The following is a 14,037-nucleotide window of genomic DNA, read 5'->3' as shown; positions in this document are numbered from 1 at the left end:
AATCGGACTCAACCACTCACAACCGGCGCCATCGACACTCCCCAGAAATCCGCGTAGCGCCCGCCCCGCCGCAGCAGTTCCTCGTGGCTTCCGTCCTCCACGATCCGACCGCCGTCCAGGAAGACGATACGGTCGGCGCGTTGAACGGTCCGCAGGCGGTGGGCGACCATCACCACCGTCCGCCCCGCCATCAGCCGCTCGATCCCCTCGTGGACGGCCGCCTCGTTCACCGGGTCCAGCGCGGAGGTGACCTCGTCCAGCAGGACGATGGGCGCGTTCTTCAGCAGGGCACGGGCGATCGAGACCCGTTGGCGTTCACCGCCGGACAGCAGAGCGCCGCCTTCGCCGACGTTGGTGGCCCAGCCGTCGGGCAGTCGCTCGATGACGTCGTCGAGCCGCGCCGCGGACGCGGCCGCGCGCACCTCGGCGTCGTCGGCGTCGGGACGGGCCAGGCGCACGTTCTCCTCGATCGTGCCGTCGAAGAGATACACGTCCTGGAAGACGATGGCGATCCGCGCCATCAGGTCCTCGGTGTCGATCGCGCGCACGTCCACCCCGCCGACGCGCACCGCACCGGCGTCCACGTCGTAGAACCGCGCGAGCAATTGCAGCAGCGTGCTCTTGCCCGCGCCCGACGGGCCGACGACGGCGAGCCGCTGTCCCTCGGGCAGGGTCAACGACACGTCGTCGAATACGGTGCGGTCGCCGTGCCGGAAGGCGACGGAGTCGAACTCGAGGTCGTGGCGTCGCGGGCGAACGGGTTCGCCGGGTTCCGGCAGCGGCTCGGTGCGCAAGACCGTCTCGAGCCTGCTCAGTTCGGCGCGTGCGCTGCGCAGTTGACCGCCCATGTCGGCCAGCGACAGCAGCGGGTCCGCGCAGCGGGCGGCGAGCACCAGGATGGTCAAAACCTCTGCCGCGCCGATGTTTCCGCCGAGCGTGAGGTAGGCGCCGAGCACCAGCAGCGCGGTGAACATCGCCTGCACCACGAGCGCCATGCCCACGACGCCGGGCAGCGTCGCCAGCGTCTGTCTGCGGGACGCGCGCCCGACTTCCCGCAGCGAGTCGTCGAGCAGCGCGAAGCGTTCGACGGTCCGCCCGCCCGCGCGCAGAACCGGTTGGGCTTGGAGGTATTCGATGACGCGACCAGTCGCGTCTTTGTCGCGTTCGTGCCGCTCGGCATCGGCCGCGGCCGTCGAGCGGCCGGTCCAGACCTGGGTCGCCGCGACGATCGGTACGGCCGCCAACGCGGCCACTCCCAGCCGCCAATCGAAGGCGAGCATCACGACGACGATCGTCAGCGGCGTCACCGCGGCGGAGACCAGCGGCGCCAGCAGATGCGCGATGACGCTCATCGCCTGCAGCACACCGCGACTGGCCAGGACCGACACCTCCCCGACGCGGCCCGATGTGTACCAGCCGATCGGCAGCCGGGCCAGATGATCGCCGAGCCGGTGGTAGACGCCACGCAACAGCGTGGTCCCGCCGCGGAAACCGGACAGATCGCTGACATAGCGCAGCACCGCGTACACCGCGACCACGCTGCCGAACGCGATCAGCCAGGGCCACGCGTCCGTCGGGGTGTCGCCGAACAGGGCCCGCAGCACCGGGACCAGCAGCGCGTAGGACAGACCCTCGACGATCGCGGTCGTCGTCATCAGGGCAACGGTGCGACGCACCGGCCGGGCGTACTCGGGTCCGAGCACCCGCAACAGCATTCGAATCATCGGGGCCACTCTCCTAGCGGTGTCTCGTCTGCGGAGTTCGCGTGCGCGGCGCTGCGCTGGGATTGCCAGAGCGCGGCGAACTTCCCGTCGCGCGCCAGCAGCTCGGCGGGTTCGCCGCGCTCGACGATCGATCCGTTCTCCAGCACCACGACGGTGTCGGCGTCGGCGACCGTCTCCAGACGATGCGCGATGACCAGGATCGTCCGGTCGCCGCGCCACGTCGAAAGGGCCTGGCGCACGGCTTGTTCGGTGTGCGGGTCGGCGAACGCGGTCGCCTCGTCGAGCACGAGGACGGGCGCGTCGGCGAGCAGCGCCCTGGCGATCGAGAGGCGTTGGGCCTCACCGCCGGACAGTCCGGCGTCTTCGCCGAGCACGGTTTCGTAGCCGCGCGGCAGCTCGAGAATCCGTTCGTGAATGTTCGCCAACCGAGCGGCGCGCACCACGTCGTCGAGGTCGGCATGTGGCACGGCCAGCGCGATGTTGTCCGCGACCGACGCGCGCAGCAGCCGAACGTCTTGGAAGACGAAGGAGACCGTCCGGTAGAGCTCCCGGCTGCCGAGGTCGCGGAGATCGACGCCGCCGAGGCGGACCGAACCGTGGGCCGGGTCGAAGAACCGCGGCAACAGTTGCACCAGTGTGGATTTCCCGCTTCCCGACGGCCCGACCAGCGCGGTGACCGTCCCCGGCTCGAGCACCAGGTCGATCCCGCGCAGCACCTCGTGACCGTCTTCGTAGCCGAATCGAATGTCCCGCAGTTCCACCCGGTGCCCCCGCGGGGCGACGGGGTGCGCGGGCTCCGGAAGCGACGGCACAGCGAGGACGTCCCTGATCCGGTCGACCGCGCGCCGGGCGGCCTGCATGTCGTCGAAACCGTGACCGAGGGCCGCCACCGGGGCGGTCAGGCCTAGTCCGAGCAGCAGGAACGGAAGCAGATCGGCCGGGGCCATACCACCGGAGGTGATCAGTGCCGTCCCGCCGATCAGCACGACGAGCAGCACGAACGGCGGCGACAGCGCCACCTGCATCCCGGCGGCGACCCCGGCGAGCCCGCGCACCATCCGCAGGAAGATGTCGGCGAAATCGTCTGCGGCCGTGACGAATTTGCGGTGTGCCCGCCCGGATCCGCCGAACGCCTTGACCACCGCGATCCCCTGCACGAACTCGACGACCGAACTCGCGATCCGTCCCATCGCCGCGTCGAAATCCGCCTGCTCGCGCAGCCGGGTCGGGGTCATCATGAGCGGGACCAGCGCCACCGCGAGCAGCACCGGGACGAGGGTGATGAGCGTGAGCCGCCAGTCGACGGTGAACAAATAGATCAGCGACACCAGCGGCACCACGAAGGCCGAGACGAGTTCGCCGGGAGTGTGGGCGATGAACGGGTGCACGGCGCTGACGTCCTCCCCCACCACCTTGGCCAGCTCACCGGTCCGGCGCCGGGCGAACCAGCCGAGCGGTACCCGGCCCAGTCGCTCGGCCAACTGCCTGCGAAACGACAGCTGCACCCGGTCGTCGAGCAGATGTCCGATTCCCGCCGACGCGGCCGTGCACAGCAGCCGAACCAGCAGACCGGCCGCGCCCGCGATCACCACCATCCAGACGTGGTCGTGATCGATCGGGCCGGGCGACAACAGGACTCGGCCCAGTTCCGCGACGGCGAGCAGCGGCGCCAAACCGGCGACGGCGCCGATGACCTGAAGCACCACGACGGCGGCGAAACCGCCCAGGTACGGGCGTAGCAGCCGAACCATGCTCGGTCCCGCCGCGGGCCTTTCCCTCGTCTCGACGACTTCGGTGGTGGTCATCGCTTGCCGGTCTTCCGCGACGCGACCGGCCGCGATTCCGCGAGGCGACCGCGGAGGAACTCGAAGATCTCCGCGCGCGCCGCCTTGGCCTGTGGCACAACGCCCGGCATCGCGAGGAATCCGTGCGGCGCACCGGGATGTTCGACGAGCCGCGCCCGGGTGCCGGACTCGAGCAGCCGTTCGGTGTAGCGGCGGCCGTGGTCGGCCAACGGGTCGAGGGTCGGCACCACGACGAGCGCCGGAGCCAGCCCGCTCAGATCGTCGGCGCGCAACGGCGACACGGCGCGAGCATCCGTCCCCGGTGGCACGGCCAACCGGTGGAACAGCCGCAGCTGCGCCATGGTCAGCGTCGGGCTGTCCGCGTACCGGGTCATCGACTCGTAGTCGAGCATCGTCTCGGTCGTGTCGGTGACGGGATTGACCAACACCTGTGCCTGGAGTTCCAGGCCGGATTCTCCGGCCCGGATCGCGGCCAGCGCGGCGATCAGGCCACCGGTGCTATCACCGACGACCGCGGTCCGCGCGGGATCGACGCCCCACTCCGCGGCGTGCCGCACCACGTGCAGCAGCGCGTCCCAGCCGTCGTCGACAGCGTCCGCCAGCGGCGTGCCCGGTGCGAGCAGCCGGTGCTCGACCGAGACGACGACCGCGGGCAATCGCGCCGCGAAATAGCTGTTCGCCCAGTCGCTTTGGGCCGCCGTGCCGACGAAACCGCCGCCGTGCACGTGTAGCACGAGCGGCAGCGCGCCGTCCACGGACGACGGCCGGTACTCCCGGACGGGCAGCCTGCGATCGGGCAAGTGCACCTCGCGCCAGCGGATCGTGGCGCCGCGATCCGGAAATCCGGTGATCACCCGCGCGATTCGGGACGACCGCTTGCGGTTCTCCGCCTCGCGGAAGGCGGCCAGCTTCTCGGCCGTCATCGCCGACCAGTCGGGCGCCTTTCCCAGGGCCTGCAGCAGCCGGACACCCAGTGGCAGCCGTTCGGTGCCGGTGACGTCGTTCATGTTTCCTCCAAGTGGGCGGTCGCCTGCCGTCCCGGCGCGCGGCTCGACAGCACCCCGCGCCGGGTACGACTGCCAGCATCGCCGCCGCGCCGCCGCGTGTATTGGAGAAATGTTCCGCTCTGGTCAGCGCTTGGGAGCCGCGCCGCGAGTCCCGATCCGATCGGGGTCGGCCCACGCGACGTCGTCGACCGCGAGCCAGGGCGCGACCGCGACGGCGGTGGGCGTAACGCCGGTAAAGGCCATGACGTCTCGATGAAGGTGGGATTGATCGACGTAGCCGCTTTCCGCCGCCACCAGAGCGGCGCTGTGTCCCGCGGCGAGGCGATGCACCGCGTGGTCGAAACGCACCAGCTGGGCGGCGCGCTTGGGGGTGAGACCGACCTGGGACCGGAACCGCGACCACAACCGCTTACGGCTCCAACCGATCTCGTCCGCCAGCCGCTCGACCCGAACCCGGCCACGGCTCGACACCATTTGCCGCCAGGCGAATTCGACCTGCGGGTCGACCACTCGGCCGAGCCCGTGTCGCCGTCGAAGGGTGGTCTCCGCGATCGCGAATCGCTCCTCCCACGACTTGGCCGCGTGCAGTTGCTCCAGGATTCGCCCGGCGTCGGGGCCCCACAGCTCTTCGAGACCGACCACCGTCCCACTCAACTCCGAAGCGGCGCCGAGCACCGCGTGCGCGACCGAAGGCGACAGCCGTATCTGCAGGCAGTCGATATCGCGCCCGCCCACTCGAACGCTGCCGGGCGCGAGGCCGGTGACGATACCGCCGCTGAACCGCCTGCCACTGGCCTCGTCGATGAGCAAGCCGTCACCGAAGTCGATGGCCACCGTGAGCGACGGGTACGGGACCACCTGCATATCGACGGGGTTTTTGGTGCGGCCGCGGAAACCGGCCATGCTGACCCCCGCCATACGGCCGCGCGGTGACGGAGTCGCGATGTCCCACAAGGCCGCGGCGTCACGAACGGGATCGACAGGGCGCATGCCGCCATGTTACGAGGGCGGCGGGACGAGACCGAGATAGTGGGCCTTGCGCAGGGCCGCGACGCGATCGTGCACGCCGAGCTTGCGGTAGAGGTTCTCGGTGTGTTTCGTCGCGCGACGAACTGCTCGACACGCTCGAATTGTGGTTCGAATGCGCGGGCTCGAACCTCGAGGTCGCCCGCCGACTCCACTTCCACCGCAACACGATCCACAACCGCCTCCGCCGCATCGAGAACCTCACCAACCGCCGCTGCGCCGACCCCAAAGCGGCCGCCGAGCTGTACATCGCCCTCCGCGCGGCCCGCCTCATGAACCCCGACCCCACCGCGACCCCTTAGCGGAAGCCTTCCGCGCGACAGGCCCGCGTGACGGCATCGACCCACACGCCCGGATCGGTCGACCACAGGTTGTGCGCGACGCCCGGCAGTTCCTCGAACTTGCCGCGCGGGACCAAGGCAGCGAGCTGCCGCAGCGGCCACGACGGCCGAATGTCGTGCTGCGCGGCGATGAACGTCATGGCGACATCGGAGTCGGCCAGCCTGCGCAGCAGATCCGGTTCGTGGATCCACTCCACGAACGACGCCCCCAGTGCGGCGTGAACGCCTGGATCCCAGTCGATTTCGATATCGGATTCCAGGTGCCGCAAGGACTCGTACGCTTGGGACCACGTGCGGTCCTTGTGCAACCCGCGCCCCGCGACGCCGACCACGGCCCGAACTCGCTCCGGATGATCCAGCGCGTAGCGCACCGCCAGATCCGAGCCCCAGGAATGGCCGAGCACCACCCAACTTTCGGCACCGGCGGCCCGCCGCACCGCTTCGATATCCGCGACCGCCTGAGCGAGATCGTGCGGTCCGCCCTCGGAACGCCCAACCCCTCTGGGTTCCGGATACCACGCCCGCATCCCGCGCGGCGCCAGCGCGTCGTCCTCCAGGTAGTGGACGCAACCCGGCCCACCGGACAGCACCACGACATCCGGCCCACGCCCCGTGACCCCAACGTGCAGCAAGGCCCCGTCGTCCCCCGGCACCCTCATCGATCGCATTTCGCCCCCCTACAGCTGCATCGGCCTCGCGACCTTATCGCCGTCCGAGCGAGGCCGCCAGCGCGCACTAGCTCACCGAGCTCAGGCGGTGGAGGTTACAGGTCGAGTTCCACGTCGCTGATCGGGTAGGCGACGCAGGAGTGGGTGTAGTCGAACTGGGCGTCGGACAGGCGGAGTTCGGCTTCCTCCGCGGTGTGCACGCGACCTTTCACGACGCGCACCCGGCACAGGCTGCATTCGCCCGAGCGGCAGGCGGCCTCGGGACGGAGGTTGTTGTCCTCCAACGCATCCAGCAGCGGACGATTGCGGGGTGTACGGAAGGACACACTCCCGACGGTCACGGTGACCTCGCCAGTCGGATCCACCTCGGCGGGCCAATGTGGTTGCGCGGTGGGGTCGTTCGGGGCGCCGTTGGCCTCGAAGCGGATGCGCTTGCGCGGCTGACCGAGCGCGGTCAGCTGGGTGAGGGCGTACGGGTAGAGGGCTTGCGGGCCACAGACATAGACCATGCGGTTGTCGAGTGGGCCCGCGAGAGCGCGGATGGTGTCCGCGGTGAGAAATCCGGTGGCGCCGGTCCACTCGGCATCCGGCTCGGCGATGACGTGGTCGACGTCGATGCCGGGATGCCCGGCGGCGAGCGCGTCGAGTTCGTCGCGGAAGATCACGTCGGAGGCGTCGCGAGAGCCGTAGATCAGGTGGAAGGTGCGGTCAAGGCCGAGTTCGGAGATCTCGCGGATCATGCTCATGGCGGGCGCGACACCGGAACCGCCCGCGAGGAATACGACATCGTCACCGTGGAAGAGCGGGTTGTGGTGGAAGGTGCCCATCGGCCCTGTGGTGGTGAGAACCCGGCCGACGTCGACGGTGTCGACGAGCAGATTGCTGATGCGGCCGCCGGGGACGCGGCGGACCGTGAGGTCGTAGTGATCCAGCCGGGTGGGGCTCGAGGAGATGGCGAATGGGCGGCTGGTGCCGTCGACGAAGAGGTTGACGTACTGACCGGCCAGAAACGGCGGCAGCGCGGCCCGATCGAGACCCGCCAGCCGAAAAGTCTTGGTGGTTGGGGTCTCGTCGACGATCTCGGTGACCGCGAGCCGCAGCCGCTTGGGGTGATGGGCGTCGACGGTGGCGCGGGTTTCCGCGAGGTGATCGCGGGTGTCGGAGATGCGGGAGTCGATCTCGGCGAGGATCTCGCTCGCGCCGTCGAATCGTTCTGCCAGAGGGTGTTTCACGAGGGTGCTCCGTTCAGGCGGCTTTGGTGCGCAGCAGGCGACGGGCGACGCGGGCGCCCGCCTCGAGTGTGGGTTGGAAACCGCCGATACCGGCCCAGGAACCGGCCAGATGCAGCCCGGGAACATGGGTTCGGCGTTCGCTGTCGCGGAACAGCCAGCCTTCGGTGGCGTCCTGGTCGTAGCCGTAGATCGCGCCGCCGGGATGGCCGAGGTAGCGCATCATCGTCAACGGCGTCGCGACGTCGACCTCCTCGATGGCGTCGCGGATGCCGGGGGTGATGGTCTCGCACAGGTCGAGCAGAGTCTCGGCGTAGGCGAACTTGGTGCGCGCGTATTCCGAAGGGGCGACGTTCTTCCAGATGTCGGCGTATTGCAGCGTCATCAGGCTGACGTGGGTGGCGCCGGACGGCGCGAAGCCGATCGGCGCGACATCGTAAGAGCTGACGCAGATTCCACGCGCGGGCTCGAACGACCGCCAGGCGTCGTAGGTGCGATCGTCGTCGGCGTCCCTGTTGACGAAGGTGGTGCTCGTGGTGAAGCCCAGCTCAGCGGGCGTGGCGTCCAGACCCATGTGCAGCACGAACCCGGAGACGCCGATTCGCCTGGTCGCCAGGTCTTCTCGGACCGCGGCGGGCACGTCGATGCCCTCGAGCATTCCGTACGTGGTGGGCAGCGAGGCATTCGAGACGACGTCGGGCGCGGTCACTTCGGTACCGTCGTCGAGCCGCACGCCGAGCACCCGGCCGCCCGCGGTGAGAATCGCCGCCACACCGGTGTTGAACCGCACTTCGCCGCCCGCGGCGAGGAAGGTGTCCAGGATGGCGGTGGACATCGCTTGCGAGCCGCCGCGCACGTGCCACGGCTTGAACTCGAAGTAGGCGAACAGCGTCAGCGCCAGGTCCTGGAAGCGCAGTTTCGACGGCGGCTGGCCGAGATAGGTCCAGTACATGCCGAGCGCGGCCTTGATACGGTCGTCGTCGAAATGCTCGTCGAGCACGTCCTTCAGCGGACGCAAGCCGTACTCGAACAGCACCGGGTCGATCTGCTCGACCGGCATGCCGCGCATGGCGGCTATCTGCCAGAAGGTCACCTGCTTCAGCAGTTCGAAGAACTTCGCCGTCCGATCGCGGTTGCCGGGAAACTCCGCCTCGATCGCGTCGATCGCGGCATCCCAGTCGGCGGGCAGGGTCAGATCCAGCTGCCCCGGAATCACCGCCCGGTAGAGGTCGTGTTCCTGGACGAACTCCAGCTTGTCGGCGATGCCGAGTTGCTGGAACAACCCCTCGCGCAACGAGATCGGCTGTCCCTCGACGCCGACGCCGGACAGCTGGTGCAGCGCCACCTCGAACTCGAACCGGCCGCGGCGGAACGATGTGCCGCAGCCGCCTGGAATGTTGTGACGTTCCAGCAGCAGGGTACGCGCGCCCGCGCGTTGCAGGGTCGCCGCGGCGGTCAGACCGGCATTGCCCGCGCCGATGACGATGGCGTCGTAGTCGGTCATGCGCCTGTCGCCTCTCGCTGGATTTGCGCGGCGGCCTCGGACTGGATGCGCTCGAACTGCTCCCCCATCCGCGCGGCCAGGGCCTGCGCGGCGGAGAGCGGGCGCACCATCACCATGAAGTCGTCGATCTTCCCGTCCGCGTCGAAGTGCAGGAAGTCGCAGCCGGTCAGCTGCTTGCCGTCGACCGTGGCCTCGAACACGAAGGCGTGGTCGCGCCCGTCGGCGTCGGCGATCTCGCGGACGTATCGGAAGTCCTCGAAGACTCGGATCACCGCGCGCAGGATGGCCGCGGTGATCGCCTTGCCCGGATACGGCTTGAACGCCACCGGACTGGTGAACACGACATTGTCGGCCAGCAGCGCCTCGATGGCGGCCTCGTCGCGAGCCTCCACGGCTGCCCGGAAGGGATGCATGTCCCCGCCTTTCATATGCAACTAGTTGAGTACTACGTCCAAGGACGATAGCGATTCCGTGCGATACTGTCCATAGTTGCTTAGTAAATAAATTGCTTAGTCGCGCCTGCTGGTATCTTGGGTGGATGGCGCTACGACACGCGGTACTCGCGGCCCTGCTGGAAGGCGAGGCCTCCGGCTACGACCTGGCCAAGGGCTTCGATGCCTCGGTGGCCAACTTCTGGATGGCGACGCCGCAGCAGCTGTACAAGGAACTAGAGCGCATGGCAGCCGACGGCCTCATCGAAACCCGGGTCGTGCAGCAGGAACGTCGTCCCAACAAGCGCCTGCACGCCATCACCCCGGCCGGACGAGCGGTCTTGCGCGAATTCATCGCGGCGCCCGCCAAACCCACCGCCATTCGCGACGAGATGATGGTGAAGGTGCAGGGCATGGACCTCGAGGACGCCCCCGCCGTGCGCGCCGCCGTCCTGGACAAGCTGGAGTGGTCGAAAGCCAAGCTGGCCCGGTACGAGCGGCTGCGCACCCGCCTGCTGGCCGGCCGCAGCGAGCAGGCGTACCTGGAGGAGGCCGAGCGGGTCGGGCCCTACCTCACGCTGTTGCGTGGAATCTCCTTCGAGCAGGAGAACATTCGCTGGGGCGAGTTCGCGCTGTCCGTGATCGACAAGAGGATCGCCGCGCACGCTTGAGCGCGAGCCGGATCAGTAGTGCCAGATCCGTCCGCCGTCCGGCTCTCCACGTCCTCGTCAGCGCAGGTCGTCCCGCTTAGGTTGGGTGCGTGAGCCCAGCACGCAGAGTGGTCGTCGTCGTCCTACCCGAGGTGAATTTGCTCGACCTCGCCGGTCCGGTGCAGGTCTTCGACGCGGCGAGGGCACTGGGCGGCGCGTACCGCATCGAGCACGTCGGCGCCGATTCGCGCGTGCGATCCGCCCAGGGTGTGGTTCTGTCGGACCTGGCGCCGCTACCGAGCACCGCGCCGGGAGATCTGGTTCTGATTCCGGGCCCGCGCCTTCGAAGCGACCGGCTACCGGTTCCGCGCGAGGTCGTCGACTGGTTGCGTGCGCAGGCGCAGGCGGGTGCGCGGTTCGCTTCGGTGTGCAGCGGTGCGGTGGCGCTCGGTGATGCGGGATTGCTGAACGGGCGCCAGTGTACGACCCACTGGGAGCTGCTCGACGCGATGCGTGCGCGTTATCCCGCTGCGCGCGTGGCGGATTCGGTTCTTTACGTGCACGACGGGCCGGTGAGCACGAGCGCGGGAATCGCTTCCGGGATCGATCTGGCTTTGTCCCTTGTCGAACGTGACCACGGCGCGGCGCTGGCGGCGGCCGTGGCACGCCAACTGGTCGTCTACCTTCGGCGCGACGGCGGCCACGCCCAGCTCAGCCCGTTTCTGCGGGATCGGGCACACCTGAACGAAGCCGTGCACCGCGTGCAGGATCATCTTGCCCAGAATCTCGACTCCCGCCACACCCTCGCCGAACTCGCTGCCATCGCCCACCTTTCGCCGCGCGGGCTCAGCCGTGCGTTCAAATCCACCATCGGGATCACTCCGTTGGAATATCGGCAGCGGCTGCGGCTGGAACTGGCCGAAAACCTGCTCGAGCAGACGGATCTGACGGTGCAAGCCGTCGCCGCGCGGTGCGGGTTCGGCGACGCGCGGCACCTGCGCCGGTTGTACGCGGCCCGATTCGGCACTACTCCGGCGGCGCGGCGATGAGGAGAGGGCTGACAGTCGTGCTCGGAATCGTCCTCGCCGCAGCGACCTTCGCGGGCGTGTGCGCGATCGGCGTCGGTATCTCGATGTCCCGCAACTACACCGTCGCTCCCGGGCAGGTTCCACCGCCGCGCCCGCTCCCCGAAGGCCGGATCAATGTCGCGATCGTGCTGGGACACCACGGTTCCGTCGCGGCCGACGCGCTGGCGCCGTTCGAGGTGTTCGCGCGGTCGACGGGGTTCACCGTGTTCACCGTGGCGGCGCATCGCGCGCCGGTCGCGCTGTCCGGCGGGTTGACGATCGTGGCCGACCGCACGTTCGACGACGCACCACCCGCCGATGTCGTCGTCGTACCAGCCGTCGCAGATGCCGAGGAAACCGCTGCGCGCCAATATATTTCGAACCGGGCCGGTCGGGGCGCGCTGGTCTTGAGCGTCTGCGCGGGCGCGAAGCTCGCCGCCGCGAGCGGGGTGCTGCGCGATCGCACCGCGACCTCGTTCTGGGACGCGATCGACGGCCTCGCCGACGCGTACCCCGACACTCGGTGGGTGGCGGGAAAACGCTACGTCGAGGACGCGAACATCATCAGCACCGCGGGCGTCACCTCCGGCGTCGTCGGCGCGCTGAAGGTCGTCGAACGTCTCGCGGGCCGCCCGGAGGCCGCTCGGATCGGGGCGGAGGTGGCCTACCCCGGCTGGACGCCGGACGGGACGACCGATATTCCGGCGCACGGCAGACGACTGTCCGACCTGCCCTATGTCCTCAATGCGGCGTTTCCGTACCTCCAACCGCGGATCGGGGTCCGTCTCGGCAACGGCGTCGGCGAACTGGACCTGGCGGCGGCGGTGGAGGTCTACGCGGGCAGCTCGTTCGCCGCGCACCTCGTCCCGGTGGGCGACACACCGCACGTCACCTCGCGACACGGTCTCACCCTCTTCGCGCAGACCGCCGCGCGAGTCGATAGGGAAATCCGCCCCGGAGCAGGTCGCCGCCCGGGTGAATTCGCCTTCGATCCGCCACTGCGGGACCTCGCGGCGCACACCGACCGCGCCACCGCCAGGGTCGCCGCGAAGTTCACCGAGTACCCCGCCGGTCACCTACGGCTCGACGGTGCCCTATGGCCCTGGCGCCCAACGGTTCTGGCCGCGTTGACGCTGTTGACGTCGATCGCCGTCGGCATCGTACCCACGTTGATACGTATCGCGATATGTCCGAAGGGCGACGTTCGCCCGGAAGGACGTCCCCGCGATCACCGACCTCGTGGATCGGCTCGAGATAGATCAGCGCGCCGGACACCTCGGGTGGTTCGCAAATTCCGTTGAACGCGCGTGCGTGGTCGGGTACGAAGGGCGGGTGAGTGCATCAGCTGTTGTCGAGCGAACCGTGGAACTGCGCAGAATCACCGCGGAGACCGTGTACGAAGTGTGCAAACTCAGTGAGACGCTGTCTCCGGAGCAGCGGAAGATGGTGGCCGACAACGGCGTATCGATCGCCGAGGCGCACTTCGCGGATGCCGCTTGGTTTCGCGGTGTCTACGTCGGTGACGAGCCCGTCGGCTTCCTGATGCTCGACCTCGGTATGGACCCGGACGAACCCGGTGTTTCGTTGTGGCGCTTCATGATCGCGGGGCCGCACCAGGGCAAAGGGTATGGCCGCCGTGCGATCGAGGGTTTGGTGGCGCACTTGAAAGCGCGCGGCACCAACACCCTCTACACCAGCTACGGCCTCGGCCCCGGCAGCCCGGAAGGCTTCTACCGCGCGCTCGGCTTCGAACCCACCGGCGAGTTGGTCGACGACGAAACCGAGGCCGTCCTGCGCTGGTGAGCGCGATTTCGTGGGCGCCGGGCATGGGCGTGGTCGAGTCCGCGGTCGCGGCACACCACCGTTCCGGGGCGGCGCCGAGCGCGTACGGCATCGACTTCGGCGTGCTGGCGAACGGCGAGACGGCGCTTGTCGAGGCCAGCGACGGCTACGCGCTCGGCGCCTACGACATCGACGCGGACCGGTACACCGAGCTGGTGCTGCGGCGGTGGAGTGAGTTGGTCGAAACCGCGAGCGGCTGAATCTTGCGAACCCGCTCGACCAACGAAAGGCGCTGAGCGGGGACGTCACCGGCACCGGCCGCCCACCGCTGACGGGGCCTGCCCTCCGCGGCGACCCGCGGAGGGCGGACTCGCCTAGCGACCTATGAAGCGGCCTTCTCGTACGCCGCGACGACCTCCGACGGAACCCGGCCGCGGCTGGGAACTTCGAAACCGTTCGCCCTGGCCCACTTCCGGACCACACCCGCCTCCGGCTTACGGACACCGCTCGGCTCGACGGGCTTGCTGCGGCGACGCCCGACCCGGCCGACTTGCCTGCCGAACGGCGTCCATTCCGCGAACACCTCCCGCAGGCGGGCCGCGTTCTCCTCCGACAGGTCGATCTCGTAACCGACACCGTCCATGCCGAACGACACCGTCTCCACCGCGGGCGAGCGACCGTCGTAATCATCGACAACCGTGACTACCACTTTGCGTGCCACCGAACATCCACTCCCAACTCATTGAACCGACCGACCGTCCCCTGACGAATCGGGAAAGCAACGCAAACCAGACAGGACGTAA

At 69.0% G+C, this 14,037-nt stretch carries 14 protein-coding genes and 2 pseudogenes; 6 read left to right on the top strand and 10 right to left on the bottom strand.

All coding sequences use genetic code 11. The annotated features are described in order from the left end of the window. Window positions 1-8: 8 nt before the first annotated feature. From NAM01S_RS10160 to NAM01S_RS10145, 4 genes are all read right to left on the bottom strand, one after another. On the bottom strand, window positions 9-1,724 hold the full coding sequence (locus NAM01S_RS10160) for an ABC transporter ATP-binding protein (RefSeq protein WP_067783018.1): 1,716 nt from the start codon (window positions 1,722-1,724) through the stop codon (window positions 9-11). After that, the gene (locus tag NAM01S_RS10155) at window positions 1,721-3,529 is read right to left on the bottom strand and encodes an ABC transporter ATP-binding protein (protein ID WP_067782953.1); all 1,809 of its coding nucleotides are present in this window, start codon (window positions 3,527-3,529) and stop codon (window positions 1,721-1,723) included. Before NAM01S_RS10155 ends, NAM01S_RS10160 begins: the two co-directional genes overlap by 4 nt. Further along, complete coding sequence (locus tag NAM01S_RS10150; RefSeq protein ID WP_084482764.1) at window positions 3,526-4,536, bottom strand: alpha/beta hydrolase; 1,011 nt, start codon at window positions 4,534-4,536, stop codon at window positions 3,526-3,528. Before NAM01S_RS10150 ends, NAM01S_RS10155 begins: the two co-directional genes overlap by 4 nt. A 123-nt stretch (window positions 4,537-4,659) precedes the next feature. After that, a complete protein-coding gene (locus NAM01S_RS10145) occupies window positions 4,660-5,526 on the bottom strand; it encodes an AraC family transcriptional regulator (RefSeq protein WP_067782949.1) in 867 nt (288 codons plus the stop codon). Here NAM01S_RS10145 and NAM01S_RS36460 point away from each other — a divergent pair. Beyond that, window positions 5,466-5,864: a PucR family transcriptional regulator gene (locus NAM01S_RS36460; RefSeq protein WP_084482770.1), complete on the top strand. Its 399-nt coding sequence runs from the start codon at window positions 5,466-5,468 to the stop codon at window positions 5,862-5,864. The two genes, NAM01S_RS10145 and NAM01S_RS36460, sit on opposite strands and share 61 nt — an antisense overlap. On the opposite strand, the gene NAM01S_RS10135 is transcribed toward NAM01S_RS36460, so the two are convergent. From NAM01S_RS10135 to NAM01S_RS10120, 5 genes and pseudogenes are all read right to left on the bottom strand, one after another. Further along, window positions 5,861-6,571 carry an alpha/beta fold hydrolase gene (locus NAM01S_RS10135; protein ID WP_067782942.1) on the bottom strand — a complete coding sequence of 237 codons (711 nt, stop codon included), beginning with the start codon at window positions 6,569-6,571 and terminating at the stop codon, window positions 5,861-5,863. The two genes, NAM01S_RS36460 and NAM01S_RS10135, sit on opposite strands and share 4 nt — an antisense overlap. A gap of 95 nt (window positions 6,572-6,666) precedes the next feature. Next, window positions 6,667-7,338, bottom strand: a pseudogene (locus tag NAM01S_RS37235) (flavin reductase family protein); the annotation flags it as partial. A 105-nt stretch (window positions 7,339-7,443) separates the two neighbouring features. After that, window positions 7,444-7,929 (bottom strand): annotated as a pseudogene (locus NAM01S_RS37230) (hypothetical protein); the annotation flags it as partial. After that, window positions 7,817-9,304 carry a phytoene desaturase family protein gene (locus NAM01S_RS10125; protein WP_067782937.1) on the bottom strand — a complete coding sequence of 496 codons (1,488 nt, stop codon included), beginning with the start codon at window positions 9,302-9,304 and terminating at the stop codon, window positions 7,817-7,819. The gene NAM01S_RS10125 and the pseudogene NAM01S_RS37230, both read right to left, overlap by 113 nt. Then, entirely contained in the window at window positions 9,301-9,717 is a 417-nt protein-coding gene (locus tag NAM01S_RS10120; protein ID WP_067783014.1) for a nuclear transport factor 2 family protein, read from the bottom strand. The genes NAM01S_RS10125 and NAM01S_RS10120 overlap by 4 nt, the downstream gene beginning before the upstream one ends. A gap of 125 nt (window positions 9,718-9,842) precedes the next feature. On the opposite strand from NAM01S_RS10120, the gene NAM01S_RS10115 reads away from it, so the two are divergent. The 5 genes from NAM01S_RS10115 (at window position 9,843) to NAM01S_RS10095 (ending at window position 13,494) form a co-directional block, all read left to right on the top strand. Further along, a complete protein-coding gene (locus NAM01S_RS10115; RefSeq protein WP_067782935.1) occupies window positions 9,843-10,406 on the top strand; it encodes a PadR family transcriptional regulator in 564 nt (187 codons plus the stop codon). Between the two features lie 89 nt (window positions 10,407-10,495). Beyond that, window positions 10,496-11,434, top strand: coding sequence for a GlxA family transcriptional regulator (locus NAM01S_RS10110; RefSeq protein ID WP_067782932.1), 939 nt, complete (start codon window positions 10,496-10,498; stop codon window positions 11,432-11,434). Then, window positions 11,431-12,753, top strand: a complete 1,323-nt coding sequence (locus NAM01S_RS10105) for a DJ-1/PfpI family protein (protein WP_218018370.1) — start codon at window positions 11,431-11,433, stop codon at window positions 12,751-12,753. Before NAM01S_RS10110 ends, NAM01S_RS10105 begins: the two co-directional genes overlap by 4 nt. A 31-nt stretch (window positions 12,754-12,784) precedes the next feature. Beyond that, window positions 12,785-13,255, top strand: a complete 471-nt coding sequence (locus tag NAM01S_RS10100) for a GNAT family N-acetyltransferase (protein WP_067783012.1) — start codon at window positions 12,785-12,787, stop codon at window positions 13,253-13,255. Continuing rightward, the gene (locus NAM01S_RS10095; RefSeq protein ID WP_067782926.1) at window positions 13,252-13,494 is read left to right on the top strand and encodes an ATP-grasp domain-containing protein; all 243 of its coding nucleotides are present in this window, start codon (window positions 13,252-13,254) and stop codon (window positions 13,492-13,494) included. The genes NAM01S_RS10100 and NAM01S_RS10095 overlap by 4 nt, the downstream gene beginning before the upstream one ends. A 122-nt stretch (window positions 13,495-13,616) precedes the next feature. Here NAM01S_RS10095 and NAM01S_RS10090 read toward each other — a convergent pair whose 3' ends face one another. Then, window positions 13,617-13,955 (bottom strand): histone-like nucleoid-structuring protein Lsr2, encoded by a 339-nt coding sequence (locus tag NAM01S_RS10090; RefSeq protein WP_067782923.1) that lies wholly within the window; start codon window positions 13,953-13,955, stop codon window positions 13,617-13,619. Window positions 13,956-14,037: the final 82 nt, after the last annotated feature.

This window comes from Nocardia amikacinitolerans NBRC 108937, assembly GCF_001612615.1.
GTDB lineage: Bacteria > Actinomycetota > Actinomycetes > Mycobacteriales > Mycobacteriaceae > Nocardia > Nocardia amikacinitolerans.
This window is presented reverse-complemented; position numbering and strand designations above follow the sequence as displayed.

Bases quoted from the DNA above. Each gene is read 5' to 3' on its own strand.
- NAM01S_RS10160 (WP_067783018.1), bottom strand. From the start codon at position 1,724: ATGATTCGAATGCTGTTGCGGGTGCTCGGACCCGAGTACGCCCGGCCG.
- NAM01S_RS10155 (WP_067782953.1), bottom strand. From the start codon at position 3,529: ATGACCACCACCGAAGTCGTCGAGACGAGGGAAAGGCCCGCGGCGGGA.
- NAM01S_RS10150 (WP_084482764.1), bottom strand. From the start codon at position 4,536: ATGAACGACGTCACCGGCACCGAACGGCTGCCACTGGGTGTCCGGCTG.
- NAM01S_RS10145 (WP_067782949.1), bottom strand. From the start codon at position 5,526: ATGCGCCCTGTCGATCCCGTTCGTGACGCCGCGGCCTTGTGGGACATC.
- NAM01S_RS10135 (WP_067782942.1), bottom strand. From the start codon at position 6,571: ATGCGATCGATGAGGGTGCCGGGGGACGACGGGGCCTTGCTGCACGTT.
- NAM01S_RS10125 (WP_067782937.1), bottom strand. From the start codon at position 9,304: ATGACCGACTACGACGCCATCGTCATCGGCGCGGGCAATGCCGGTCTG.
- NAM01S_RS10120 (WP_067783014.1), bottom strand. From the start codon at position 9,717: ATGCATCCCTTCCGGGCAGCCGTGGAGGCTCGCGACGAGGCCGCCATC.
- NAM01S_RS10115 (WP_067782935.1), top strand. From the start codon at position 9,843: ATGGCGCTACGACACGCGGTACTCGCGGCCCTGCTGGAAGGCGAGGCC.
- NAM01S_RS10105 (WP_218018370.1), top strand. From the start codon at position 11,431: ATGAGGAGAGGGCTGACAGTCGTGCTCGGAATCGTCCTCGCCGCAGCG.